This window comes from Nonomuraea insulae (assembly GCF_042656245.1).
Genome location: NZ_JBHSPA010000017.1, coordinates 236,011 through 260,814, shown reverse-complemented (window position 1 = coordinate 260,814; position 24,804 = coordinate 236,011). Strand labels below are relative to the sequence as shown.

At 70.0% G+C, this 24,804-nt stretch carries 21 protein-coding genes; 8 read left to right on the top strand and 13 right to left on the bottom strand.

Annotated elements, in window-relative coordinates; all coding sequences use genetic code 11:
* The coding region (rpoB, locus tag ACFPZ3_RS14540) for a DNA-directed RNA polymerase subunit beta (RefSeq protein WP_379514593.1) at positions 1-2,548 on the top strand (2,548 nt) is incomplete at its 5' end.
* A 57-nt stretch (positions 2,549-2,605) separates the two neighbouring features.
* On the opposite strand, the gene ACFPZ3_RS14535 is transcribed toward rpoB, so the two are convergent.
* Together ACFPZ3_RS14535 and ACFPZ3_RS14530 are read right to left on the bottom strand one after the other, a co-directional pair.
* Complete coding sequence (locus tag ACFPZ3_RS14535; RefSeq protein ID WP_379514592.1) at positions 2,606-3,394, bottom strand: SDR family NAD(P)-dependent oxidoreductase; 789 nt, start codon at positions 3,392-3,394, stop codon at positions 2,606-2,608.
* 69 nt (positions 3,395-3,463) lie between these two features.
* Positions 3,464-3,922, bottom strand: a complete 459-nt coding sequence (locus ACFPZ3_RS14530; protein WP_379514591.1) for a MarR family winged helix-turn-helix transcriptional regulator — start codon at positions 3,920-3,922, stop codon at positions 3,464-3,466.
* 139 nt (positions 3,923-4,061) lie between these two features.
* Between ACFPZ3_RS14530 and ACFPZ3_RS14525 the strand changes: the two genes are divergently transcribed.
* Positions 4,062-5,279 carry a cytochrome P450 gene (locus tag ACFPZ3_RS14525; protein WP_379514590.1) on the top strand — a complete coding sequence of 406 codons (1,218 nt, stop codon included), beginning with the start codon at positions 4,062-4,064 and terminating at the stop codon, positions 5,277-5,279.
* Between the two features lie 35 nt (positions 5,280-5,314).
* Here the strand turns inward: ACFPZ3_RS14525 and ACFPZ3_RS14520 are convergent, their stop codons facing one another.
* Positions 5,315-6,331 carry an NAD-dependent epimerase/dehydratase family protein gene (locus ACFPZ3_RS14520; RefSeq protein WP_379514589.1) on the bottom strand — a complete coding sequence of 339 codons (1,017 nt, stop codon included), beginning with the start codon at positions 6,329-6,331 and terminating at the stop codon, positions 5,315-5,317.
* 90 nt (positions 6,332-6,421) lie between these two features.
* Between ACFPZ3_RS14520 and ACFPZ3_RS14515 the strand changes: the two genes are divergently transcribed.
* Entirely contained in the window at positions 6,422-7,012 is a 591-nt protein-coding gene (locus tag ACFPZ3_RS14515) for a TetR/AcrR family transcriptional regulator (RefSeq protein WP_379514588.1), read from the top strand.
* A 22-nt stretch (positions 7,013-7,034) separates the two neighbouring features.
* Here the strand turns inward: ACFPZ3_RS14515 and ACFPZ3_RS14510 are convergent, their stop codons facing one another.
* Both ACFPZ3_RS14510 and ACFPZ3_RS14505 read right to left on the bottom strand, forming a co-directional pair.
* Positions 7,035-8,336, bottom strand: coding sequence for a dihydrolipoamide acetyltransferase family protein (locus tag ACFPZ3_RS14510; RefSeq protein ID WP_379514587.1), 1,302 nt, complete (start codon positions 8,334-8,336; stop codon positions 7,035-7,037).
* A gap of 19 nt (positions 8,337-8,355) precedes the next feature.
* On the bottom strand, positions 8,356-10,536 hold the full coding sequence (locus ACFPZ3_RS14505) for an alpha-ketoacid dehydrogenase subunit alpha/beta (protein ID WP_379514586.1): 2,181 nt from the start codon (positions 10,534-10,536) through the stop codon (positions 8,356-8,358).
* A 101-nt stretch (positions 10,537-10,637) separates the two neighbouring features.
* On the opposite strand from ACFPZ3_RS14505, the gene ACFPZ3_RS14500 reads away from it, so the two are divergent.
* Together ACFPZ3_RS14500 and ACFPZ3_RS14495 are read left to right on the top strand one after the other, a co-directional pair.
* Complete coding sequence (locus ACFPZ3_RS14500; RefSeq protein WP_379514585.1) at positions 10,638-11,141, top strand: VOC family protein; 504 nt, start codon at positions 10,638-10,640, stop codon at positions 11,139-11,141.
* Entirely contained in the window at positions 11,138-11,794 is a 657-nt protein-coding gene (locus ACFPZ3_RS14495) for a GntR family transcriptional regulator (RefSeq protein WP_379514584.1), read from the top strand. Before ACFPZ3_RS14500 ends, ACFPZ3_RS14495 begins: the two co-directional genes overlap by 4 nt.
* A 37-nt stretch (positions 11,795-11,831) precedes the next feature.
* On the opposite strand, the gene ACFPZ3_RS14490 is transcribed toward ACFPZ3_RS14495, so the two are convergent.
* From ACFPZ3_RS14490 to ACFPZ3_RS14475, 4 genes are all read right to left on the bottom strand, one after another.
* On the bottom strand, positions 11,832-14,192 hold the full coding sequence (locus ACFPZ3_RS14490; RefSeq protein ID WP_379514583.1) for an NAD-dependent epimerase/dehydratase family protein: 2,361 nt from the start codon (positions 14,190-14,192) through the stop codon (positions 11,832-11,834).
* 77 nt (positions 14,193-14,269) lie between these two features.
* Positions 14,270-15,394 (bottom strand): hypothetical protein, encoded by a 1,125-nt coding sequence (locus ACFPZ3_RS14485; protein ID WP_379514582.1) that lies wholly within the window; start codon positions 15,392-15,394, stop codon positions 14,270-14,272.
* Positions 15,395-15,484: 90 nt separating this feature from the next.
* Entirely contained in the window at positions 15,485-16,708 is a 1,224-nt protein-coding gene (locus ACFPZ3_RS14480) for a beta-ketoacyl-[acyl-carrier-protein] synthase family protein (protein ID WP_379514581.1), read from the bottom strand.
* A complete protein-coding gene (locus ACFPZ3_RS14475; RefSeq protein ID WP_379514580.1) occupies positions 16,705-16,944 on the bottom strand; it encodes an acyl carrier protein in 240 nt (79 codons plus the stop codon). Before ACFPZ3_RS14475 ends, ACFPZ3_RS14480 begins: the two co-directional genes overlap by 4 nt.
* Before the next feature lie 111 nt (positions 16,945-17,055).
* Between ACFPZ3_RS14475 and ACFPZ3_RS14470 the strand changes: the two genes are divergently transcribed.
* On the top strand, positions 17,056-18,267 hold the full coding sequence (locus ACFPZ3_RS14470) for an aminotransferase class I/II-fold pyridoxal phosphate-dependent enzyme (RefSeq protein ID WP_379514579.1): 1,212 nt from the start codon (positions 17,056-17,058) through the stop codon (positions 18,265-18,267).
* Between the two features lie 32 nt (positions 18,268-18,299).
* On the top strand, positions 18,300-19,562 hold the full coding sequence (locus tag ACFPZ3_RS14465) for a cytochrome P450 (RefSeq protein WP_379514578.1): 1,263 nt from the start codon (positions 18,300-18,302) through the stop codon (positions 19,560-19,562).
* Here ACFPZ3_RS14465 and ACFPZ3_RS14460 read toward each other — a convergent pair.
* The 4 genes from ACFPZ3_RS14460 to ACFPZ3_RS14445 all read right to left on the bottom strand — a co-directional run bounded on the left by ACFPZ3_RS14460 (position 19,553) and on the right by ACFPZ3_RS14445 (position 24,063).
* Positions 19,553-21,709: an MMPL family transporter gene (locus ACFPZ3_RS14460; protein WP_379514577.1), complete on the bottom strand. Its 2,157-nt coding sequence runs from the start codon at positions 21,707-21,709 to the stop codon at positions 19,553-19,555. The two genes, ACFPZ3_RS14465 and ACFPZ3_RS14460, sit on opposite strands and share 10 nt — an antisense overlap.
* Before the next feature lie 100 nt (positions 21,710-21,809).
* A complete protein-coding gene (locus ACFPZ3_RS14455; protein WP_379514576.1) occupies positions 21,810-22,703 on the bottom strand; it encodes an aminoglycoside phosphotransferase family protein in 894 nt (297 codons plus the stop codon).
* A gap of 25 nt (positions 22,704-22,728) precedes the next feature.
* Positions 22,729-23,568, bottom strand: a complete 840-nt coding sequence (locus ACFPZ3_RS14450) for an LLM class flavin-dependent oxidoreductase (RefSeq protein WP_379514575.1) — start codon at positions 23,566-23,568, stop codon at positions 22,729-22,731.
* Positions 23,569-23,622: 54 nt separating this feature from the next.
* Positions 23,623-24,063 (bottom strand): hypothetical protein, encoded by a 441-nt coding sequence (locus tag ACFPZ3_RS14445; protein ID WP_379514574.1) that lies wholly within the window; start codon positions 24,061-24,063, stop codon positions 23,623-23,625.
* An 88-nt stretch (positions 24,064-24,151) separates the two neighbouring features.
* On the opposite strand from ACFPZ3_RS14445, the gene ACFPZ3_RS14440 reads away from it, so the two are divergent.
* Positions 24,152-24,706 (top strand): TetR/AcrR family transcriptional regulator, encoded by a 555-nt coding sequence (locus ACFPZ3_RS14440; protein WP_379514573.1) that lies wholly within the window; start codon positions 24,152-24,154, stop codon positions 24,704-24,706.
* Positions 24,707-24,804: the final 98 nt, after the last annotated feature.

Genomic DNA, 24,804 nt, shown 5'->3' with positions numbered 1-24,804 from the left:
CGTCGACTCTGAGATCACCCAGGGCACGCTGACCGAAGACGACATCGTCGCCACCATCGAATACCTGGTCAGGTTGCATGCCGGTGAGGAGTCGGCGCAGGACGATGTCGTCCTGGAGGTCGACGACATCGACCACTTCGGCAACCGCCGTCTCCGTAGCGTCGGCGAGCTGATCCAGAACCAGGTCCGCCTGGGCCTGGCGCGGATGGAGCGGGTCGTCCGCGAGCGGATGACCACGCAGGACGTCGAGGCGATCACGCCGCAGACCTTGATCAACATCCGCCCCGTCGTGGCGTCCATGAAGGAGTTCTTCGGGACGTCGCAGCTGTCGCAGTTCATGAATCAGACCAACCCGCTCGATGGGCTGACGCACAAGCGGCGTCTGTCCGCTCTGGGCCCCGGTGGTCTGTCGCGTGAGCGGGCCGGGTTCGAGGTGCGTGACGTGCACCCGTCCCACTACGGCCGGATGTGCCCCATCGAGACGCCTGAAGGGCCGAACATCGGCCTGATCGGCTCGCTGGCCTCCTATGCGCGGCTCAACCCGTTCGGTTTCATCGAGACGCCTTACCGCAAGGTCGTCGACGGGAAGGTGACCGCGCAGATCGACTACCTGACCGCTGACGAGGAAGACCGTTACGTCAAGGCGCAGGCCAACAGCGTGCTCAACGCCGACGGCACGTTCGCGGAGTCTCGTGTCCTGGTGCGTACCAAGGGCGGCGAGACCGAGCTCATGCGGGCCGAGGAGGTCGACTACATCGACGTGTCGCCGCGCCAGATGGTGTCGGTCGCCACCGCGATGATCCCGTTCCTGGAGCACGACGACGCCAACCGGGCGCTCATGGGCTCCAACATGATGCGTCAGTCGGTGCCGCTGATCAAGAGTGACGCGCCGCTGGTCGGCACGGGCATGGAATATCGTGCCGCCACCGACACGGGCGACATGATCAATGCGGAGAAGGCCGGTGTGGTGGAGGAGGTCTCCGCCGACTACATCACGGTCATGAACGATGACGGCAGCCGCACGACTTATCGTGTCGCCAAGTTCCGGCGGTCCAACCAGGGCACCTCGTTCAACCAGAAGCCGATCGTGGCCGAGGGTGATCGGGTGGAGGTCAACCAGGTCATCGCCGACGGTCCGTGCACCGAGAACGGTGAGATGGCGCTGGGCAAGAACCTGCTGGTGGCGTTCATGCCGTGGGAGGGTCACAACTACGAAGACGCGATCATCCTGTCGCAGCGGCTGGTCCAGGACGACGTCTTGTCCTCGATTCACATCGAGGAGCACGAGGTCGACGCCCGGGACACCAAGCTGGGCCCGGAGGAGATCACCCGGGACATCCCGAACGTCTCCGAGGAGGTCCTGGCCGACCTCGACGAGCGCGGCATCATCCGGATCGGCGCCGAGGTGGTTCCCGGCGACATCCTGGTCGGCAAGGTCACGCCCAAGGGCGAGACCGAGCTGACCCCGGAAGAGCGGCTGCTGCGCGCGATCTTCGGCGAGAAGGCCCGCGAAGTCCGCGACACCTCGCTGAAGGTGCCGCACGGTCAGCGTGGCACGGTCATCGACGTGCGGACGTTCTCCCGGGAGCACGGTGACGAGTTGCCGCCCGGGGTGAACGAGATGGTGCGCGTGCATGTCGCGCAGAAGCGTAAGATCACCGACGGTGACAAGCTGGCCGGTCGGCACGGCAACAAGGGCGTCATCTCCAAGATCCTCCCGATCGAGGACATGCCGTTCCTGGAGGACGGCACTCCGGTCGACATCATCCTCAACCCGCTGGGCGTGCCCGGCCGGATGAACGTCGGCCAGGTCCTCGAAACCCACCTGGGCTGGATCGCCGCTCGCGGCTGGGACATCTCCGGAATCGCGGAGGCCTGGGCTGAGCGTTTGCGGGACAAGGGCTTCGAGAAGGTCGAGCCGCGTACCAACATGGCCACGCCGGTCTTCGACGGCGCTCACGAGAACGAGATCGTGGGGCTGCTGGGCAACACGGTCGCCAACCGTGACGGTGACCGGATGGTGGAGCAGAGCGGTAAGGCCCGCCTGTTCGACGGTCGTAGTGGTGACCCGTTCCCGTATCCCATCGCCGTGGGGTACATCTACATCCTGAAGCTGCTGCACCTGGTCGACGACAAGATCCACGCGCGGTCGACCGGCCCCTACTCCATGATCACCCAGCAGCCGCTCGGCGGAAAGGCCCAGTTCGGTGGCCAGCGCTTCGGTGAGATGGAGGTGTGGGCGCTGGAGGCATACGGCGCCGCCTACGCCCTGCAGGAGCTTTTGACCATCAAGTCCGACGACGTGCTGGGCCGCGTGAAGGTCTACGAAGCAATCGTCAAGGGCGAGAACATTCCCGAACCGGGCATCCCGGAGTCCTTCAAGGTCCTCATCAAGGAAATGCAGTCGCTGTGCCTCAACGTCGAGGTGCTCTCCAGCGACGGCATGTCCATCGAGATGCGCGACACCGACGAGGACGTCTTCCGCGCAGCGGAGGAGCTCGGTATCGATCTGTCCCGGCGTGAGCCGAGCAGCGTCGAGGAGGTCTAACCGCTTTACGGCTGGGCTGGAGCTACCTACCGGAGGTGGCTCCAGCCCAGCTTCCGTTCAGAAGCCCTTTTGGAGCTCGGCCAGCAGGTCCTGTGAGTAGGCGATGCGGCCGGTGAGCTCCGCGGCCGGGCGGTGGCACAGGGCCAGGGCGGCCTCCGCCATGACCGTGGCGGGCTCGGCGTTGGGGTCGTCCTCGGTGGTGAGATGGTGGAAGAGAGTGCCAGGGGTGGGGACGACCTGGTTCGGCGACAGCGCGTTCACGGCGATGTTGTCGGGGTAGAGCTCGGCGGCCAGGCCGGTGGTGAAGCGTTCGAGGGCGGCCTTGCACATGCCGTAGACCGTGCCGCCGCGACCGGCGTACGGGCCGGGCGGGAACGTGGGGTGGCGGGCGGCGATCGAGGAGATGTTGAGTATCCAGCCCTCGCGGCGCTCCCGCATCCCGGGCATGACCAGTTGGGCGAGGTGGAAGGGCGCGTTGACCTGCACCTCGAACATCAAATCGTAGCGGCGGTCGGTGAACTCCGACACCGGCGTGAAGTAGGTGACGGCGGCGTTGTTGACCAGGATGTCGACCTGGCCGTACCGCTGCTCGGCCGCCTGGATGAGCGCCTGTCTGTCCTGCTCGCGTGACAGGTCGGTGGCGTGGGCGAAGGCGGTGCCGCCGGCCGCCTCGATCTGCGCGACGGTCTCGCCTATCGTCCCTTCGAGGCGGCTCTGCGACGCCTCGACGGTACGGGCGGCGGCGACGACCTTCGCACCCTCGGCGGCCAGCCGTACGGCTGTCGCCGCGCCGATGCCGCGCGATGCGCCGGTGACGACTGCGACCTTGCCTTCCAGTACGCCCATGGTTGCCCTCTCCTGAGAAGCTTGCCCTCCAAGGCGATACTAGAACGACATTTTAGAATATGACCAGACTCAGCGGGGCCAGGGTCGTCCGCTGAGCCGTTCGATGTCGGTGTTGAACTGCTGGAGGTCGGCGACGAAGCGCTCCAGGCGCTCGGACGGCCAGTCGGCCACCACTTTGGAGATGCCCCTGGCCAGCCTGTCGCGTTCGGCGGCCAGCCGTCCGGCGCCCTGCTGCGTGATGCGGAACTTGCGGGCGATCCCGCCGTTGGGGTCGAGGGTGCGCTCGACCAGGCCGTCCTTGAGCAGGGCGGCGGTCTGGCGGTTGAAGGTGGAGGCGGCCAGGCCGAACGCTTCGACGAACTCGGCGATCGACATGGGGCCCTGCACTTCGAGCCGGGTGAGCAGCACGTAGGCACTGCGTTCAAGGCGGTCCTCGCCCAGCGCGGGATGTGGCGTGGTCAGCTCGCGTTGCCGCATGAGAATCAGCAACTCGTGCTCGACGTACGCACCCGCCTGCTCGGCATCCATTCGGACCGCCTCCGATCGTGCATGTGTTCACCTGCCACGATACGTCAATGTGCATAGTGCTCAGAATGGGCATGGCGCATCCTTTGTGCATTATGCATACGCTATGTATCGTGCCTCGTACCAACATCGGGAGAGCCGCATGAGTCAGAACGAGGAAGTCCTGTCCTACCCGCTGCCCTACGACACGGCGTTGTCGGCGCCCACCGAGTGGGAGCGGCTGCGCGCCAAGTGTCCTGTGGCCACCATCGAGTTGCCCAGCGGCGACCACGCCAAGATTCTGACCCGCCACGAGCACGTCAAGGGCCTGCTGTCCGACCCCCGCTTCGCCCGCCCCGCCGCCGGGGACAACGCCGCCCGGGTCACGCGGGAAGGATCGGGTGGCGCTGTCGCGAACGGTGACATGTCCATGACCATCCCGGACAGGGGTGAAGGGCACCAGCAGTGGCGGCGCCTCGTCGGCAAGTACTTCACCGCCAAGCGCATGGCGGCCCTGCGTCCGGGCATGACCGCGATCGCCGAGCGGCTCATCGACGACATGGTACGGAGCGGCGCGCCCGCCGACCTCAAGGCCGGCGTCGGCTTCCCGCTGCCGGTGTACGTGATCTGCGACATGCTCGGCGTGCCCGCGGAGGATCGGGACCGCTTCTCCCGCTGGTCGGACATGATGCTCAGCACCTCCCGCTACACCCGGGAGGAGGCAGGCCAGGGCATGGGCGAATTCGTGCAGTACATGTCCGGCCACGTCGCCGCCAAGCGCGCCACCCCGACCGACGACCTGATCGGCATGCTGATCAGGGAGGGCGAGGAGGCGGGCCAGGGCCTGACCGACGCCCAACTGCTCAGCACCGCGATGGGGCTGCTGGTCGCCGGGCACGAGACCACCGCCAACATGATCGGCAAGATGGTCGCCATGCTCCTGGTGGACCGCACCCGCTGGGAGCGCCTGCTCGCCGAACCCTCTCTCGTACGCACCGCCGTGGAGGAGTCGCTGCGCTTCGACACCAACCTCGGCTTCGGCCTGCGCCGCTACCTCACCGACGACATCGAGATCGAGGGCCAGACGCTGCCCACCGGCACCACCGTCGTGTGCAGCATGCCGGCCGCGAACCGCGACGAGAGCGTCTTCGCCGGCGCCGACGACATGGACCTCGGCCGCAGCCCCAACCCGCACCTGACCTTCGGCGCCGGGCCGCACTCCTGCCTCGGCCAGGCCCTGGCCCGGACCGAACTGCAGGTCGTGCTGGAGACGCTGCTGCGCAAGCTGCCCACTCTGGAGCTGGCCGTGAGCGAGCAGGAGTTGCAGCGCGTCGAAGGGCTCCTCGTCGGCGGGCTGCGCCAGGTCCCTGTCCGCTGGTGAGCGCGCGTCCCTGGCAGCTGGTAAGCGCGCGTTCGTCAGGCGACGCCGTGGGCGATCAGGCTGCGGGCGCAGTCGACGACGGTCTGGGCGGCCGGTCGGGGCTGCCAGCCGAGGACACGCTGTGCTTTGTCGGTACTGTGCCGGTTTCGGCGTCCGAGTGAGACGGTGATGGACCGCAGGGGCTTGTCGAAGACCGCGGTCAGACGGACGAGAAAGTCGGGGAGCTGGCGGGTCGACACCTTGGATCCCGCCTCTCCCAGACCTTCGCGCAGGGCGATCGCCATCTGACGCATCCAGGTGAACTCCCCTGTAGCGAGGAACCGTTGCCCGGCCGCTTCCGGCGAGGTCATGGCGCGGACGTGGAGGTCGGCGAGGTCGCGTACGTCGATGATCTCCAGTCCGATGCGCGGGCTGCCCGGCAGTCTGCCGCCGATCATGCGCGCCACGATCCGCACCGAGCCGAGGTTGGCGGCGGTCAGGATCGGGCCGAAGACCGCGCCGGGCAGGATCGTGGTCAGGGTCGTCGGTCCGTGGTGCTCGGCCATGAAGTCCCAGGCGGCCTTCTCGGCGACGGTCTTGGAGCGGCGGTACGGGGTGAGCGACGGGTCGGCCGGATCGGTCCAGAGGGTTTCGTCGGTGACGCCTTCTTCGGCGTACGACGAGGGGCTCGCGGCGTTCGCGGCGGAGGTCATGACGACGCGCCGTACGCCGGCCCTGGTCGCCGCGCCGAGCACGCGGAGTGTGCCGTCCCGGGCGGGGACGATCAGCGCGTCGTCGGTCGCGCCGTCCGCGCCCAGTGGTGAGGCCACATGGAGTACGTAGTCGCAGCCGGACATGGCGGTGTCCCACCCGTCGTCCGAGGTGAGGTCGGTGACGACGAAGGTCAGCCGGTCGCCGGGATCGACGGCGGTGGAGACGGCGGCCCGGGCGGCGGCCTCCTTCGACGCGTCGCGGACGGTCGCCCGTACCCGGTAGCCGCGGTTGAGCAGCTCGACGACGCACCAGCCGGCGACGTAGCTGGTACCGCCGGTCACCAGCACTGTCTCAGTCATGTCAGCTCCAGGTACGGGGTATAAATGGAGGATTCCTCCGTTCACTATATGGAGGAATCCTCCGATTAACAACCGTGGTGGGGAGAGCAGATGACCGGTGAAGCGCGGCCGTTGCGCGCGGACGCCCGGCGTAAGCGCGAGGCGATCCTGGTCGCCGCCGTCGAGGTCTTCGCCGAGCGCGGCATAGAGATCGCGCTCGACGAGGTCGCGCGGCGCGCCGGCGTCGGCATCGCCACCCTCTACCGCCACTTCCCCACTCGCGAGGCGCTCATCACCGGCGCCTACCTCCGCGAGATCGAACTGCTCTGCGACGGAGTCGACGACCTGCTCGCCGCCATGCCGGCGGACGAGGCGCTGGTGGCGTGGATGCAGCGGTTCGTCGGGTACGTGGCCGGCAAGCCCGGCATGGCGCTGGCCCTCAAGTCCATCGTCACCACCACGGACACGGCGGGCCTTCGAGAAAGCCACGACCACGTGTACGCCGCGCTCGGCCGGCTCATCGAGGCCGGCCGTCGTGACGGCCTCATCCGCACCGACGCCTCCTCCGAGGACCTGGCCAACGGCCTGAGCGGCGTCAGCCTCGCCAACAGCCAGCCTGGCACCGAGGAACGGGCGAACCGGCTCATCGTCCTGCTCGTGGACGGCCTGCGGTACAACGCCACTCCCCGGACCGCACGGTAACGACCCCTGCGCGCGGGCCTGCTCAGGCGACCAGCCGGTACGGCTCTTCGAGGGCCCTTACCAGGGCGGCCATCCAGCGTGCGGCCAGTGCGCCGTCGATGGCGCGGTGGTCCACGGACAGCACGAGTGCGAGCAGGGTCGCGATCTCGACCTTGTCGTCGACGACGATCGGGGTCTTGGTGCCTGCGCCGACGGCGAGGATCGACGACTGCGGCGGGTTGATGATCGCCGTGAACTCCTCGACGCCGAACATGCCGAGGTTGGTCACGGTGATCGAGCCTCCCTCCAGGTCGCTCTGCCGCAGGGTGCCGTCGTCGGCCTGCCGCACGAACTCCCGCACCTGGGCGGCGATCGTACTGGGTGAGGACTTCTCGAGGCCGCGCAGCACGGGGGTGACGAGGCCGCGCTTGCCGGCGATCGCGACGCCGACATCGGCGGAGTCGTACTGCCGCAATGCATCGTCGGTCCAGATGACGTTCGCCTCCGGGACGGCCTGGTGCGCCACCGCGACCGCGCGCAGCACCAGGTCATTGACCGAGATCTTGCACGGCGAGACCTCGTTGAGCTGCGCGCGCAGTGCGAGCAGCGCGTCGATGCGGGCGGAGCGCTTCATGGAGAAGTGCGGGATCGTCTGCTTGCTGACGGTAAGCCGCTCGGCGATCGCCCGACGCAGCCGAGTGTGCGGGATCTCTCGGAACCCACCCTCGGCGACTCGCGCGCCCGGCCTCCCCACCGAGGGCGAAACCAGGGCCGAAGCGGGCACGGGGTCCGGTGCGGGTACCTGAGCGGGCGCGGGTGCCCGAGCGGAAGCGGGAGCGGGTGCCGGCTGCTCGGCGTTCGCGATGGCCGCTTCCGCGTCCCTGCGGACGATGCGGCCGTTCGGGCCGGTGCCCCGTACCTGGTCCGGCGTCAGGCCGGCCTCCTTCAGCAGCTTCCGAGCCAGCGGCGTGATGAAGATGCGGTCGGCGGGACCGTTCTGTACGGGTGCGGGTTCGGGCACCTCACGACGCTCGGGAGCCTCATGATGCTCGGCCAAAGCGACCCCGAGTTCATCGAGCAGACGATCGGCGTCGCCGGGCTGGTCGCCGGCGCCGCCGAGGAGTGCGAGTGGTGAGCCGACCTCGACGAGGGTCCCGGCCGGCGCCAGGGTGCGCAGGATCACGGCGGACGTCTCGGCGGCGATCTCCACGGACGCCTTGTCGGTCTCGACCACCGCGACGAGGTCGCCCGCGGCGAAGGGAACGTTCTCCCGCACCAGCCACTCCGACAGGACGGCTTCCGTGGCGCCTGCCGCCACTTCGGGCATCCGCAACAGCGTTGCCATGGTTGGGGACTCCTCGATCTCAGTACGCGGCGATGTCGCGCAGGGCGGTGACGACTTCCTCGGTACGCGCGATCGCGGCACGTTCGAGCACCTTGCTGATGCTGGGCGAGGCGACGCCGCCGGCGACCCGCTCGACCGGCGCGTCCAGCCAGTCGAACAGCCGCCGCTGGATCTCGTCGGCCAGCCAGCCTCCGTAGGACGTGCCGATGGCTCCCTGCTCGACGATCAGCACCCGGTTGGTCTTCTTGACGCTGCGTTCGATGGTGTCCCAGTCGATGCTCGCCCGGTCCAGCCAGCGCAGGTCGATGAGGTCGGCCTTGACCTCCGGCACCTGGTCGAGCGCCACCAGGCTGTGCCCGACCATCGACAGGTACGAGATCACCGTGACGTCGTCGCCCTCGCTGCGCAGCGCCGCTTTCCCCACCGGGATCCGGTAGTCCAGATCGGACACCGGCCCGACGCCGGTCGAGGCGTACAGATCGACATGTTCCAGGACGACGACGGGGTCCTCGCAGGCGAGCGCCGTGTTCATCAGGCCCACGTAGTCGAACGGGTTGGACGGCGCGACCACGCGCAGTCCCGCCGCCGTGGTGAGCAGGCCCGCCGGGTCCATCGAGTGCTGCGACCCGTAACCGGTGCCCGCGGCGAGTTTGGTACGCAGCACGAACGGCACGGGAATGTCTCCGCCGAACATGTGACGTACCTTCGCGACCTGGTTGAACAGCTGGTCGGCGGCGACCCACATGAAGTCCGCGTACATGTACTCCACGATCGGCCGGAACCGCCCGTCCACCGCGATGCCGCCGCCGAGGCCGGTGAAGGCGTTCTCGCAGATCGGCGTGCCGAGCACGCGGTCCGGGGCGACTTCGATCGCGTGCCTGGTGGCGCCGTTGGTGCCGCCCTTGAGCCGGTGTACGTCCTCGCCGAGCACGACGATCCGCTCGTCGGTCTCCATGCGCCGGCCGATGACGTCGCTGACCACGTCGATGAACCGGCGCTCGCCGAGCTCACCGGAGAAGGTGCCGGCCTCCTCGTAGCGGCTGCCCGCCAGCTCGCTCAGGTCGCCGCGGACGCCGACGTCGGCGAACCCGGGATCGGGCCACGCGCTCGCCCTGACCCGGCGCTGTCCCGGCTTGCCGCCCGGCACCGGCTCCAGCAGCACCTCACCGATCTCCCGCATGGTGGCGACGATCTCGTCCCGCGCCGCGGTCACGCTCTCGTCGGTGACGAGGCCACGCCGGACGACCTGGGCACGCAGCAGCTCGATCGGATCCCGGTCCCGCCAGGCCTGCTCCTCGGACTTGTCTCGGTAGCCGAAGGCACTGCCCGGGTACGGCCCGTTCTGGTGGAAGTACCGGTACACCTCGGCCTCGACGATGGTCGGCCCGTCGCCGGCCCGCATGTGATCGAGCGCCTCGTTCATCGCCAGGTTGACGGCGAGCGGATCCATTCCGTCCACCCGCCAGCTCGGGATGCCGAACCCGAGGCCACGCGCGGACAGGCGCGGTTCGGCGGTGGACTCCCCCACCGACGTCGACACCGCGTACTGGTTGTTCTCGATGAAGAAGCAGACGGGCAGCCGCCACGCGGCCGCCAGGTTGAACGTCTCCAGGACGGATCCGATGTTGACGGCGCCGTCGCCGAAGTAGGTCACGGTCACCGCGTCCGTGCCGGACCTGCGCTGGTTGAACGCGTACCCGGCCGCCTGGGGCACGCCGCCGCCGACGATCGCGTTGGTGCCCATCGCGCCCGCCTCCCGCCAGCGCAGGTGCATCGACCCGCCCCGGCCGCGGCAGTAGCCCTCGGCCAGGCCGCAGGTCTCGGCGAGGGTACGTCGCAACACGGTGCGCACGTCGTCGGTGAGCTCGGGCAGCGCCCCGGGCTTGGGCACCGCGACGTGCCCGAACGCCTTGGCCAGGAACTGGTGGTGGCCGCGGTGCGAGCCGTTGACGTAGTCGTCACCGCGCAGCGGCAGGACCGAGCCGACGGCGCCGCCCTCCTGCCCGATGCTCGAGTGCGCGGGGCCGTGCACGAGCCCCTGGCCCGCCAGTTCGAGAACGTACTCCTCGAACGCCCTGATCCACTGCGCCTGGCCCAGCATCCGGAGCAGCACATCGGGGTCCGCCGCGTCCCAGTCCTCGGCCGACGTGGTCAGCTCGACCCACGGGGAGACCGCGGCCAAGTTCACATGGGTGGGCATCGACGCTCCTTGGAACCCATTGGATCCGATTTATGCCTCTTTTCGGCACTGTTCTCTGAAAAAGCACATAATGCAAGCTAATTGGATCCATTGGAGGTTCGATGCCCATCCCCGGACTCACTCGCGTCGATCACATCGGGATCACCGTTCCCGACCTGGACCAGGCGCGCGAGTTCTTCGAAGACGTGCTCGGCTTCGAGTACCTGTACAAGCTCGGACCGCTGCGCGACGACGAGGGCCACTGGATGAGCGAGCACCTCAACGTGCACGACAGGACGGTCGCGCCGCGTATCTACTTCTTCAGGATCGGCGGCCAGGCGATCCTGGAGGTCTTCGAGTACGAGTCGCCCGGCCAGCGGCTGGAACCGCCGCGCAACAGCGACATCGGCGGGCACCACCTCGCCCTGTACGTCGACGACATCGACGCCGCCGTGGCCGACCTGCGGCGACGCGGCCTGCGCGTGCTCGGCGAGCCGACGAACAGCAAGGGACCGCACGAGGGCCAGCGGTGGGTCTACTTCCTGTCGCCGTGGGGACTGCAGTGCGAGCTCGTGTCCTACCCCGACGGCAAGGCGTACTTCCGCAACCCGGAAGCCTTCACGTGAGCGCGAACGTCGCGAGCCGGCGGATCGCCGACCAGCTCCGCGAACGCATCCTGGACGGAAGGCTGCCGCCGGGCAGCAGGATCATCCAGGACGAACTGGCCGAAGAGCTGAACACCAGCCGCCTGCCGGTCCGCGAGGCGCTGCGCATCCTGGAGGCCAGGGGGCTGGTGACCCTGCGCGCCAACCAGGGCGCGTGGGTCAGCCGGATGCACATGCGCGAGTGCGAGCTGAACTACCAGATACGCGAGCGCCTGGAACCGTTCCTGCTCGCCGAGTCGGCACCGCACCTGTCCGCCGAGGACGTCGATGAGCTGTCCCGCCTGCAGGATCGCATCGATCAGACCGACGACGTCGAGAAGTTCCTGGTGCTGGACCGGGAGCTGCACTGGGCGACCTACCGGCACCACAAGGCCGAGGAACTCGCCTCGATCGTCGCGCGGCTCTGGGACACGACGCAGCACTACCGCAGAGCCTTCACCCGGCTGGCCGGCGACCACCGCCGGTGGATCATCAGCTCCGAGCACCGGCTGCTGATCGAGGCCCTGCGCGACCAGGACCTCACGACCGCCCAGCGCATCCTGGAACTCCACATCCGCCGCACGAGGGTGGAACTCACGAAACACCCCGAGGTCTTCTCCACCAAAACCGAATAACCCGCCGTTCCAGGCAGACGGGCCGATCCTCGGCTCCTCAGGACGCGGCGCCAGGGTCGATCCCCGGCTCAGGGTCGGTGGGCGGAGGTTGCGGGTGGGAGAAGACGTCGGCGCGTAGTTCTGTGAGGGCCTGGCGTATCAGGTCGAGGACCTGTTCCGGCCGGGCGACGTGGGTGTCGAAGATTCCGGAGATCGATGCGGTGTCGTCGGTGTGCAGCATCACGAACATCGCGGCCACCCCAGGGGCCAGCGGAGGGCAGACGAACAGGTCGCGGGCGCCGGGGAACATCTGGGTGGCCTGGATCGCGCCCGCGTCGAGCCGGTTGGCCGAGCCTCGGGTGCCCAGGGGCAGGAGTGTCCTGAGCACCGGTAGGGCCGCCGCGGCCGGGATGTCGTAGAGCGCGCGGGCCGTCCGGCGTTGCGAGACGACCTTCGTCAGGGTGGTCTGCTCGATGATGCGCCGCAGCCGTTCATACGGTGACTGCTCGGCGCAGGGCAGGGTCACGGGAAAGACGCCGACGTGGTTCCCGAGCGCCGCGTGGTTGCGGCGGCCCCGCCAGCTGATCGCCAGGTTGACCGTGATTTCCCTGGACCTGCGCGAGGAGGCCTGCCAAGGCTCCGGGTGCCACGCGCGCAGAGCACCGGACAGGACCGCCAGGGTGATCTGCGGGATGGTGGCGTCCGCATGGCGGGCGATGTCGCGCAGTGCCTCGATGTCCAGGGAGGCGACGACCAGACGGGGGTTCGGGCTGCTCGCCGCCTGGGTCGGGTGCCAGCGCGGCGCCGGGGCGGCCAGCCGCCCCAGATCGGCCAGCGTCCTGCGCAACGCCGAGGCGGTCGAGACCGTTGAGCGGGAGGCGGGCATGGGTACGGGGTGCGGCAGCGTCTCGTCGCCCGTCAGCGCTCGCAGGACGCTGAGGGTCGCCAGAACGTCCTGGAAGGCGTGGTGGACGGTGTACAGGAGGACGTGTTCGCCGGCGGTGTGGCCGTGCAACACCCATAGCCTCCACAGCGGCCGGTCGCGGGGCAGCGGCCGGTCGGCCATGACGTCGGTGATCGCCTGGTAGACGTTCTGTCCCGGCTCCAGCTGGTGATATTCGACGTGCCGGGCGGGGTCGAAGTCCGGGTCGGGGGCCCAGCACGCGTGCCGTCCCCTGCCGGTCAGGCGGTAGCGCAGGACGGGCGCCTGCCGCAGTCTGTCCGTGACGAGCCTGCGCATCTCCTCCGGTGGGGGCGGAGGGCCGGGCATGTGGGCGCCCACTGCCATGTGCATGCGCGAATCATCTTTGGCGCAAGCCGCCAGGCACCGCAGGTAATGGTCGCCGAGACTCAGCGGAACCGCGCCCGCCTCACCTACGGTGTCGCTGAGCCTCGGCGGCACCACAGCCGCCCCACCTGCGGTATCGCTGAGCCTCGGCGGCACCGCAACCGCCCCACCTGCGGTATCGCCGTCGAACGCGGCCTTGAAGCCTTCGTCGAGCGACGTGGCAGGGGTGAAGCCCAGATCGTGTACGGCTTCGTCGGGGACACAGGTCCAGTCGGCGTGCCGCATCTCCCGTACCTTGTCGCGGTTGAGAGCGGGCACCGTACGGCTGAAGAGTCCCGACAGCGCGGCGACGGCGGCCAGAAGGGGCACCGGGACCGGCAGGACGGCGGGGGCGCGGCGACCCGCGGCCCGTGCGGCGGCGGCGCAGATGTCGCGCCAGTGGTGGGCGGTGCCGTCGCTGAGGGGATAGACGCCGGCGGTGGGATCGCCGGGGCGCAGGACGTTGCCGCGGTCGGCGGCGGCGAGCAGGGCCGCGCACAGGTCGTCGACGTAGATCAGGCCGTACCGGCGAGGGCCGAAGCCTGCCTTGGGGGCCAGGCCGAGCCGGATCATGGGCAGGAGCGCGGGCAGCAGGGCAGGATCCCCGGGGCCGTAGACGATGCCGGGACGCAGGATGATCGCCGGCACCTCACCGGCATGTTCGCGGACGGCGTCCTCCCCCGCCCGCTTGCTACGGCCGTAGAGGGACACCGGGTTGCCCGCGGCCAGCGAGGAGCACACCACCAGGCGTGGCGGGTCGGGCTGGGCGGCCAGGGCGCGGACGAGGTTCGCGGTGCCGTCTCGGTTGCACGCCCAGAACTCCGCGGCCGTCCGTGCCTTGACCACGGCGGCCAGGTGGATCACCCGGTCGGCGCCGCGCAGCGCCTCGTGAATGCCCTTGCCGCTCACCAGGTCACCGTCCACGACGTCCACGCCCAGCTCGCGCAGTGCCGAGGCCCGCGGTGACGGGCGGGCCAGCGCCATGACCGCGTCACCGCGGGCCAGGAGCGCGCGGGTCAGGCGCCCGCCGACGAAACCGGTGGCGCCGGTCACCAGATAGCGGCGAGCGCCATCCAGCCGGTCAGCGGTCACAGCGCCATCCGGCCTGTCGGCGGTCACAGCGCCGTCCAGCCTGTCGGCGGTCACAGCGCCATCCGGCCTGTCGGCGGTCACAGCGGGCGCCAGTACATGCGGTACGTCTTCGACCGCACGCAACCGTCGGCCATCAGATACCGGTTGACGGCCTGGTTGTCCTCCAGCGTCCAGCCCAGCTCACAGTCGATGGGCCCGCGTGCCTGTATCGCCTCGAAGGCGCGAGCGTAGAGCAGCGCCTCGACACCCCGGCCGCGCAGGCGCTCCACGACCCCGAACAGCACCGCGCGGGTACGGTCGATGCGGCGAGCCGCCCAGGCCAGACGCGCCAACCCGATCGGCAGCCCGCAGCGGGTCAGCCGGCCGCGGGCGGCGGGCAGGGCCTGGTTGACGTCGGGCAGCACCACGGCGACGCCGACCGGTTCACCGGCGACCTCGGCCAGCAGCATGAGGCTGGGATCGATGATCTGGCGCAGCCGGCCTCCGAGGTCGGCGAACTCGGCGTCGGTCATCGAGGTGAAGCCCCAATTGTGCTCCCACACGTCGTTGTACACATTCCTGATCCGGCTCAGCTCGGCGGAGAAGTCGCCGAGGTCCATCGGCCGGACGACGAGCCCGTGGCGCCGCTGGACGCGGTCGGCCAGGCGCCGGACGCGGTCGTCGAGCGGGTGGGGGCCGCGTTTCCACGCCCACAGGTCCTTGGCCTTGGTCAGGCCCCAGCCTTCCAGCAGGTCGCGGTAGTAGGCCGGGTTGTAGGGCATCATCACGCTCGGCGGGGTGTCGAAGCCGTCCACGAGCAGGCCGCACTCGTCGTTCATGGTGAAGTTCACCGGGCCGATCAGGGTGGTGAGGCCGCGATCGCGCGCCCATCGCGCGGCGGCGTCCAGCAGCGCCCCGGCGACCTCGTGATCGTAGACGCAGGCGAACTGGCCGAAGAAGCCGTCGCGGCTCCGGTGGGCGGCGTTGTGGCGGGGGTTGTGCACGGCGGCGATCCGGCCCGCCACCCGCCCGGCCTTGACGACCGTGAAGAGCTCGACGTCGCCGTAGGCGAAGAAGGGGTTGCGGCGCCGGTCGAGCACCCGCCGGCTGTCCTCGCGCAGCGGCGGTACGAAGGCCGGCTCACGACCGTGCAACCGGTAGGGCAGCTCGACGAACTGCCGGAGCCGGCGACGGCTGCGCACGTGTTGCGCTGTCAGCGTCATGCCGACTCGCCTCCGGCAAGAAGCACGCGTGAGGACAAGGCCGACTCACCGCCGGCAAGGAGCCCGCGTGAGGACCAGCCCGGGTCGTCGCTAGGAAGGGGCCGGGGTGAAGACGAGGCTGGCATTGTGGCCTCCGAAAGCGAACGAGTTCGACACGACGGCGCCGGCCGTGAGGGGCCGCGGCCGGCGGGGCACGTCGATCTCGCACGAGGGATCTTGGGAGTCGAGGTTGATGGTGGGCGGGATGAGGCGTTCGTGCAGGGTCAGCACGCTCACGACGGCCTCGATCGCCCCGGCCGCGCCGATGGCGTGACCGAGAACGCTCTTGGTCGAGGTGACGGGCACCTGACCGGGCCCGAACAGCCGGGCGATCACCTTGGCCTCGGTGGCGTCGTTGAGCGGGGTGCCGCTGCCGTGCGCGTTCACGTGCACGACGTCGCTCGCCGAGCTGCGGGCATTCGACAGCGCCTGCCGCATGCAACGCTCGGCGCCGTCCCCGTCCGGGTCGGGCATCGTCAGGTGGTGCGCGTCGGAGGTGCGGCCGTACCCGGCCAGTTCCGCGTACACGCGGGCGCCCCGCCGCACGGCGTCCTCCAGGCGTTCCAGTACGACGAAGGCGGCGCCCTCGGCCAGCACGAACCCGTCGCGATCGACGTCGAACGGCCGTGAGGCGCGTTCCGGCTCGGCCCTGCGCTGTGACAGGGCGCCGCATCGGTGGAAGGCGAGCAGGATGGTCGGCGACACGCACGCCTCGGCGCCACCGGCCACCACCATGTCGGCAGAACCGTCCCGGAGCAGGCGCAGCCCTTCGCCGATGGCGTGACCGCCGGAGGCGCAGGCCGTGGAGATCGTCAGGCTGGGGCCGAGGATGCGATGGCGCATGCTGATGAACGCGGCGGCGGCGTTGTGCATCACCTTCGGCACGTAGAGGGCGGTGGGCCGGCCATGGCCGCGTTCGTCGTGGTCCAGCAGCGTGATCTCGCTGGTCTCGTTGCCGGCCAGGCCGGTTCCCGTCACGACGGCGCGGCGTTCGGGCAGGGCTTCGTACTGGCCGGCGTCGGCCAGCGCGTCGGCGGCGGCGCAGACGGCCAGGAGCGTCGCGCGGTCCATCCGGCGCTCCTGCTTGGCCGTCACGTGGCTCGACGCGGACGGATCGGCGACCGGGCAGGCGAAGTCGACGGGCAGGCCGCCGAAGTCGGGAGAGGTGAGCGTACGGGCGCAGGAGCGTCCGGAGACCAAGGTCTCCCAGAATCCCTTGAGCTCGTTGCCGGCCGGCGTGCGCACACCCAGGCCGGTCACCGCCGCCCGGATCACGCGGCGGCTTGGACGAGGGCGACCATGTCGGTGAGGGTGCGCGCCTCTTTGGCGGTGTCGAGATCGACGGTCAGCTTGAAGCGGTCTTCCGTGGCCGCCGCCAGCTCGGCCATGTCGAGGCTGTCCGCCTCCAGCCGGTCGCGCAGGTCCACTTCCCGCGTGATGACCGCCGGGTCGACCGCGAGGATCTTGGCGCACATCGCGCGCAGTTCTTGAAAGACTTCCTCATCACTCATGTTTCTCCCATCGGCTTTGTCCGAGACTGGCGATAACCCTACGAACGCACTCGACGACTATAAGTTACTATCCGGTGGCGGCAAGTTGATCGCCCGGCGAGGAGACTGGACATGCTCAGCACTACCGCGAGAATTGACGCCTTCGCCAAGTGCCGGCCACCTGACGTGCTCCACGACGTGATCTACCCCTACTATCAGCCGATTCAGGAACGCCTGAGCGACGTCGAAGTGGTCATCGACGGCCGTCGCGTGCTCATGGCCGGCTCCAACGACTACCTCGGGTTGTCGAACGATCCCCGGCTGAAGGCCGCCGCCGGCGAAGCGCTGCGGCGGTTCGGCGCCGGCAATTCCGGCTCCCGCGTTCTCAACGGCACGCTCGAATCGCACCAGAGGCTGGAAGGCGAGCTCGCCGACTTCCTCGGGCACGAGGCGGCGATGGTCGTCTCCACTGGCTACCAGGCCAACCTGGCTCTCAGCTCGCTGTTCGGGAGCGGCGACCTGCTGCTCGCCGATCGGCACATCCACGCCTCACTCATCGAGGCCACCCGGCTCGGGCAGGCCAGGCTCCAGCGTTACCGGCACAACGACACCGCGCAGCTCGCCGAGCTGCTGAGGGCCGCCGACCCCGCCACCGGGCTGATGATCGTCACCGAGGGCATGTTCTCGGTCGCCGGGGATCTGTGCGACCTGCCCGGCATCGCCGATCTCGCGACCCGGTTCGGCGCACGCGTCATCGTGGACGGCGCGCACGACGTGGGGCTGCTCGGCGCGGGCGGGCGGGGCGCCGCCGAGCATCTCGGACGGTTGTCGGCGGTCGACGTCCAGACCGTGACGTTCTCCAAGTGCTTCGGCACCACGGGCGGCGCCGTGACCGGGCCGGCTCATGTCATCGACCATCTGCGCCATCACGCCAGGTCGGCGATGTTCTCCGCGTCCCTGCCGCCAGCCTGCACGGCGGCGGCGCTGGCCGCTCTCGACGTCATCCGCACCGAGCCGGAACGCCGGCGGCGGGCCATCGCCGCCGGCCGCCGCCTGCGCTCGGGCCTGGCGGTGTTCGGGCTTCCCATGGTCGCCGCGGACACCCCGACCGTCGCCCTGGAGGTGGGTGACGCCGCGTTGTGCTGCCGCCTCTGGAAGGAGCTGTTCGACCAGGGCGTGCTGGCCAATGCCATGCTCCCGCCGAGCGTTCCGGGCGGAAAGGCGCTGATCCGGCTGAGTGTCACGGCGGCCCATACCGACGTCCAGGTGGATCGCATCCTGGAGGCCGTGGCCGGGGCGGTCCGCCGCGTCTCGCCCGCGCACCACGGAGCCGCGACAGCATGAGAAAGCCGATGCAGCCGATATGGGAGCCATGGGTGGGCAGCGCGGTTCTGCCCGCCGCCCTGATCGTGGGCGATCGGGTCGTCGATCGAATGCTGACGCGCACCGGAGGCATGTTCGGCCTGTGGTTCCCCGGCATCGGGAAGGCCGTGATGGTGGCGGATCCCACCCTGGTCAGGGAGATCTGCCGGGCTCCCGCCGACGTCGTCGACTCCGCGGGCGCCAACCGCGTGCAGGAGCCGGTCATCGGCCCGCAGGGGCTCGGCAGCCTGGAGGGCGCGGACCATCGGCGGTTGCGCGCGGTCATGGCGCCGGCCGTCCGCGACCGGGCGTTGCCGCGCCTGCGTACGGCGACGGAAGAGCTCGCCGAGCAGGTCGTCGGCCAGTGCCCCGTCGGCACGCCGTTCTCCCTGCGGCCCCTGCTGCACCAGGCGATGATGCGCGCCGTCCTGGAGATCACGATGAGCGTGGAGCGCTCCAGGCAGAACGTGTGGCTGAGGGCGATACAACAGCTCTTCCTGCTGGCCGACTCCTACGAGATCACCATCCGGTACGCCCTGCGGCATGCCGGGGCGCTGGCCCTGTGGCCGTCGTACCATCGCGCGAAAGACGTCTGTGACCGGCTGATCCTCGACGAGATCAGCCAGCGGCGGCGGCGCGGCGACGAGGGCGACGACCTGCTCGGCATGTTGCTGCGCGCCCGCGACGAACGTGGCGCGCGGCTGACCGACGGGGTGATCCGCGACCAGGTGATGAGCATGATCGCCGGGGCGCGCACCACCACCTCCAACGGCCTGGCCTGGGCGTTCGAGCGGGTGGTGCGCCATCCCGACGCGTTGTCCCGGCTGAGCGACGAGAGCGACAAGGGGTCCGAGGACGTCTACGCCAGTGCGGTGCTGTACGAGGCGCTGCGCGTGCGGCCGCCGGTCGCGTTCTTCGGCCGCAGGGTCAGACGCCCCTTCGACCTGGGCGGCAGGCGGCTGGCGCCGAACACCACGATCATCATCCACCTCCGGTCGCTCCACCACGACCCCGGCCTCTATCCCGATCCCGCGGCCTTCCGCCCCGACCGCTGGCTCGACCGGCGGCCGGCGGGCTACGGATGGATGCCGTTCGGCGGCGGTTCACACACGTGCCTGGGAGATCGTCTGGCCATCATGCAGATGAAGACGTTCCTCCAGGTCTTCACCCGTTCGCTCGCTCTCTCCCCCGCCGATCGCCGCGACGAGCCGGTCAGGTGGAAGGCGATCTCCAACTCGCCCGGAGCGGACTGCCGCGTCGTCGCGCGTCACCGATGAGCGGTCACGCGCTCCCTCGCGGGGCGGGCGCCGGCTGAGACGACGCGCCGCGGGCGCGGCCAGGGCAGCCACCAGTTGCGCTCGCCGAACAGCCGCATGAGCGCCGGTACGAGGACCATGCGGATGAGCGTCGCGTCGAGGATGATGGCCGCGCCGACGGCGAAGCCCGCCTGCTGGTGGTCCGTGCGATGGGTGAGCAGCAGGCCCAGGAACGTGGTCGCCATGACGGCGGCGGCCAGCGTGACGGGGTGGGCGGTGTGCCGGATGCCCTCGACCACCGCCTCGGTGTTGTCGCCGGTGGCCCGGTAGTGCTCGGCGATGCGGTGGGTGAGGAAGACCTCGTAGTCGAGCGACAGCCCGAACACCAGGGTGAAGGCGAGCAGCGGGAGCGTCACGTTGACCGTGCCCGCCGCACCGAGGTGCTGGAACAGCAGGGTGAGCAGCCCGAACGCCGCGCCGATGGACAGCAGGTTCATGCAGATGGCCTTCACCGGGATCAGCACGCTGCGGAAGATCACCATGAGCAGCACGAACGAGCAGCCCAGCACCAGCGCGAGCACCTGCCACAGACGGGTGCCGAGTTCCTCGGTCACGTCGGCGAGCAGCGCCGCGCCCCCTGCCGCCAGCATCTCCTGGCCCGGCGGGAGATGTCGCCGCGCGAGGTCGTGCATGTGCTCCTGCAGCGCGACGGAGTGAGCGCTGTCGGGCGCGTGACGTTCGGCCACCGACAGGACGGTCAGGTCGCGGCCGTTGTCCATGACCGAGACCTGCGCCACGCGCGGGTCGGCCCGCAGCGCGGCCACCAGCGGGCGCGTCGCGACCCGCGCGGTCCCCTCCTGGCGCGGCAGGGCGAGCATCGTCGTGTTCGCCAGCCCGTCGCCCTCCATCCTGGCCAGGGCCCGCCCGAGGTCGGAGCCGGCGATGGCGGAGCGCTCGTAGTGCATGCCCAGGCGGAGGTTCACGACCGGGGCGGCGGCCAGCAGCATGACGGCCGTCACGCCGAGGACGTAGCGCCACGGGTGGCGCATCAGGTGCCGCGCCCAGGCCACCCACCTCGGCGCCGCGGTCGTACGGCCTCGCCACGGCACGCGTCCCCAGCCGAGCAGGCGGTCCAGTCTCGGCAGCAGCGCGGGCAGCAGGGTGAGCGCGGCCGTCATCGTGAGGAACGTGCCGAGCATGCTCGCCACGGCGATGGTCCGCACGATGGGGGCCGGGACGATGAACAGGCTCGCGCAGGCGAGCAGGATCGCCAGGGCGCACCAGGCCACGGTCGCGCCCGCCGTGGCCATGGCGTGGCCCACGGCGGTGCGGGGATCGTCGCCGTCCGCGCGGGCCCGGCGGTAGCGCAACATGATCAGCAGCGTGTAGTCCAGGCCCAGCCCGAGGCAGAGCGTGGAGATGACGGTCACCACCGTCGAGTCGACGCTGACCAGCGCCGCGACCCCGGCCAGCACGGCCAGGCTCGCCAGGATCCCCGCCGCGGCCACGAGCAGCGGCATGAGGGCGGCGCCCACCGTGCCCAGCCCGAGAACCAGGATCAGCAGGCCCGCCGGAACGGTGATGATCTCGGCCTGTCGCAGGTCGTCCATCCCGGAGCGGTTGAGCTCCTCGTACATCGCGCCGGTGCTCACCAGCGTGACCGTCACCGCGCCGCCGGACGCCTGGCGCACGGCGCCTTGCGCGGTGGTCCGCTGGGCGCCCATCTGCTGCCGGCGGGCGGTCTCGTCGCCGGTGACGCCGGCCTGCGCGTAGGCGTGGCGCGGGTCCTGATCGGGCAGGCGTGGCATCGGCTGTACGGCGCCGACCTCAGGGCGTACGTCCAGAGCCTTCGTCGTGGCGGTGACCGCGCGGCGGTAGCGCACGTCCCAGTTGGGCCACTGCACGGAGTCGAACGCCAGCATCACCTGCTCGTCGCCCAGCTCAGGAAAGCCCCGCGCCACCAGGGCCGCGGCCCGCTGGGACGGGGAGCCCTCGATCTCCCACGACGGCGGCTTCAGGCTGCTCTGGACCCGCGGGAGCAGGAGCAGCGACAGTGCGGCGACGACCAGCCAGATCGCCATGATCAGCCGGCCGTGGGCGGCGGCCGCCACACCGGCGCGGTGCATCAGGACGCGGGATCTGCTCTCGTCGAGAACACCGTGCCGCATGGCCGCCTCCGTTGCCGTCGCCCTTTGAGCCAACTACCGATGGTAGTTCATCAAATACGCAAAGTGACCGATGATGCTGGAGACGGCATGGCCCTTCTGCTCAGAAACTTCGCCGACGAAGCCAGCGCAGTGAGGCGTTGCCCAGCGCGGCGGCCATGTTCACCAGGTGGCGATCCACGCCCTGTCCTGCCAGGCGCAGGAGGAAACCGGCATGCATGGCGAGGAAGACGTCGATCGGCTCCGGGTCGAGGTCGCGGGTCAGCGGATGGTCCCGCAGGAACGGTTGCGGGTCCAGCCCGCTGAGCGAGGCGCTCGACAGCAACGTGAGCACGTCACAGTACGCGGGACCGACCCACGCGTGGGGCCAGTCGATGACGAGGACGCGGTCCGAGGTCAGCATGATGTTGAAGGGGTAGAGGTCTCCGTGCAGCAACGTCTCACCGGTGAGAGCCGCCTGGCTCTCCAGCGCGATCAGGTCGTCGAGGTGGCCGGCCACCCACGGCGGCAGCCAGTCACCCGCGCCGGCCAGTTCGTGCCAGCCGCCGAGCCGGGGCGGGGCCAGCGTCGTCGCCTCGATCGGCGAGGGAGTCAGCGCTCGCGCCACATCGACGGTCGTGGCGAGCACACGGTCGAGTTCGTCGCGCCGCCACGGCTGGGCCGGCAGTCCTCCGTCGATCTCCTCGAAGATCAGGGCCACCCATTGGCCGTCGTCATAGGCGTCGAGCAGCCGGGGCGCCGGAACCCGGCTCGGGAGACGCCGGGAGATCTCGATCTCCCGGCGATGGAACGGCGCCACCGCCGGCGAGCTCGCCACCTTCACGAACGCCCGTTTTCCGTCGGCCAGCCGTAGCCGGGCGGCCACGCCCTCGGAGAAGCCGCCCGGCTGGCTGGTCGCGCCGATCACCTTACTGCCGAGCAGGCGCTCGATCGAGATGCGCACCTCGCCGGGGAGTTCACTCCAGGGAAAGCGCCGGCTCCCGGTGGCATGTGGCATGTCTCGGTCCTTGTCGCGTACTCGATCAGAGGGGGACGTGGTCGGCCACGGTGGCGAGCGCGCGCCAGGCCGTCGTGGGACGCAGGGTCTCGGCGGGGTCGCCGTCGAACGGGTCGAGGACGACGGTCTCGGAGCCGAGCGCGCGCAGCTCTTCGAGATCCTCGAGGACCTGGCCGATGGTGCCCTCGCCGGCGCGCCGCTCGGGGCCGGTGACCGGGGTGTCGGTCAGTCGCAGGACGATGCGCGGGGTCAGGGCGGGCACCGGGCGCTCCAGCTCCTCGGCGATGGCCGTCAACCGGGACACCGCGCCCCTCAACCACGGGAGGGTCATGCGCAGGGGATGCCACGCCTCGCCGAAGCGTACCGCGCGGCGCAGGCCGGCGTCGCCGTTGCCGCCGACCCAGATCGGGATCGGCCCGCTGCGGTAGTCGTCCTCGTCCTCCCATGCGGCGCGCATCGCCTGGAGGTGCTCGTCGGTCAGCCGCCCGCGCCGGTCGAACGGCACCCCGAGCGCGCCGAACTCCTGGCGCGCCCATCCGACGCCCACGCCGAGGACCAGCCGGCCGCCGCTGAGCCGGTTGAGGTTCGCCGCCATCCTGGCCATGAGCAGGGGATGCCGGTACGGCACGATGAGCACGGAGGTGCCGAGCCTGACGCGCTCGGTGACGCCGGCCAGCCACGAGAGCGTGGTGAACGGCTCGTAGAAGGGAGCCGGGTACTGCTCGGCGACGTCGGGCGTCACCACCACGTGGTCGGAGATCATCAACAGGTCGTAGCCGAGCGCCTCCACGGTCTGGGCCCAGCGCCGCAGCACGCCGGGGTCGGTCCCCGGCCCGAAATTCGGAACGTTCACACCGATTCGCATGGCACTGACGTTATCCAGGGAACGGCCTCATCCAGGTGACGGCCTCGCCCACGCTCAGGCCGGAGTGGGAAGCGTCGCGGCCCGATGCTTCGCCGCCCGCAACATCCGCGGCACGAGCCGGCGATGGACGGCCGACAGCGGCGTCCATACGCCTCGGCCCAGAAGCCGGTCGTAGCGGATGCAGGTCGTCAGCGACACCTGCCCGCCGGACGCCTGGACGAGAAGGTTGGCCGTCATGAACCAGGAGGCGGTTTCCAGCCTGATCCAGTCGTCGCCGCGCCCGGTGATCCGCCATCCGGCCACGGTGTCCGGCGACCGCCCCCGGCTGAGGCGCAGACCGAGGAAACCGCGCCAGATCAGCCGCTCCGCGGCGCTGGGGACGTCGCCGAACATCGCGCGGGCCCACTGCTCAGGCGTCGCCTCGACGTCGGTGGAGACGGTGAAGTGGTCGACGTAGTCGATGCGGGACAACGAGCTGAGAGCGTGGACGGCCATCAGGGTGTCTCCATTCATGTATACGCTACCGTATAGAGCGAGGCTAAACCCGTTTATACGGTGGCGTATATGTGAGGTGGGACACAGCGTGGGCGTAACTCGTACCTCGCGGGAGAAGTGGGTCGAGGAGGGGCTGCGGGCGCTGGCCGCGGGCGGCCCCGACGCCGTCCGCGTCGAAGCGCTGGCGAAGCGGCTCGGCGTCACGAAGGGCGGGTTCTACGGCTTCTTCGACGACCGTGACGCGCTGCTGAAGGCGATGCTGGACACCTGGGAACGGGAGAGCACCGACGAGGTGATCGACCGGGTCGAGCGCGAGGGCGGCGACCCGAAGGCCAAGATCCAGCGTGCGGGCATGCTCACCTTCTCCAGCGACCGCCTGCTGCCCATCGACCTCGCGGTCCGCGACTGGGCCCGGCGCGACGAGTCGGTCGCCGAGCGCCTGCGGCGGGTGGACAACCGGCGCATGGAGCTGCTGCGCGAGATGATCGGCACGTTCTGCGCCGACGCCGACGAGGTCGAGGCCCGCAGCATGCTCGCCTTCTGCGTGGCGATCGGCGCGCACTTCCTCGCCGCCGACCATGGCGATCGCACCCGGGCCCAGGTCCTCGCCCGCGCCGCCGACCTCCTGCTCGATCGTCCCTGATCGCGGTGCTCAGCTTTCACGGAAAAGCCGGTGTCAACGCGGAAAGAACCCTTCCGCATAGCCTTCTAGCGTGGGGATACCGACTCAGAGGAGACCTC

Excerpts from the sequence above, each read along its gene's own strand:
- ACFPZ3_RS14470 (WP_379514579.1), top strand. The coding sequence starts at position 17,056 with ATGCTCAGCACTACCGCGAGAATTGACGCCTTCGCCAAGTGCCGGCCA.
- ACFPZ3_RS14510 (WP_379514587.1), bottom strand. The coding sequence starts at position 8,336 with ATGGCAACGCTGTTGCGGATGCCCGAAGTGGCGGCAGGCGCCACGGAA.
- ACFPZ3_RS14505 (WP_379514586.1), bottom strand. The coding sequence starts at position 10,536 with ATGCCCACCCATGTGAACTTGGCCGCGGTCTCCCCGTGGGTCGAGCTG.
- ACFPZ3_RS14530 (WP_379514591.1), bottom strand. The coding sequence starts at position 3,922 with ATGGATGCCGAGCAGGCGGGTGCGTACGTCGAGCACGAGTTGCTGATT.
- ACFPZ3_RS14485 (WP_379514582.1), bottom strand. The coding sequence starts at position 15,394 with ATGACGCTGACAGCGCAACACGTGCGCAGCCGTCGCCGGCTCCGGCAG.
- ACFPZ3_RS14455 (WP_379514576.1), bottom strand. The coding sequence starts at position 22,703 with ATGCCACATGCCACCGGGAGCCGGCGCTTTCCCTGGAGTGAACTCCCC.
- ACFPZ3_RS14515 (WP_379514588.1), top strand. The coding sequence starts at position 6,422 with ATGACCGGTGAAGCGCGGCCGTTGCGCGCGGACGCCCGGCGTAAGCGC.
- ACFPZ3_RS14535 (WP_379514592.1), bottom strand. The coding sequence starts at position 3,394 with ATGGGCGTACTGGAAGGCAAGGTCGCAGTCGTCACCGGCGCATCGCGC.
- ACFPZ3_RS14450 (WP_379514575.1), bottom strand. The coding sequence starts at position 23,568 with ATGCGAATCGGTGTGAACGTTCCGAATTTCGGGCCGGGGACCGACCCC.
- ACFPZ3_RS14525 (WP_379514590.1), top strand. The coding sequence starts at position 4,062 with ATGAGTCAGAACGAGGAAGTCCTGTCCTACCCGCTGCCCTACGACACG.
- ACFPZ3_RS14445 (WP_379514574.1), bottom strand. The coding sequence starts at position 24,063 with ATGGCCGTCCACGCTCTCAGCTCGTTGTCCCGCATCGACTACGTCGAC.
- ACFPZ3_RS14460 (WP_379514577.1), bottom strand. The coding sequence starts at position 21,709 with ATGCGGCACGGTGTTCTCGACGAGAGCAGATCCCGCGTCCTGATGCAC.
- ACFPZ3_RS14520 (WP_379514589.1), bottom strand. The coding sequence starts at position 6,331 with ATGACTGAGACAGTGCTGGTGACCGGCGGTACCAGCTACGTCGCCGGC.
- ACFPZ3_RS14500 (WP_379514585.1), top strand. The coding sequence starts at position 10,638 with ATGCCCATCCCCGGACTCACTCGCGTCGATCACATCGGGATCACCGTT.
- ACFPZ3_RS14475 (WP_379514580.1), bottom strand. The coding sequence starts at position 16,944 with ATGAGTGATGAGGAAGTCTTTCAAGAACTGCGCGCGATGTGCGCCAAG.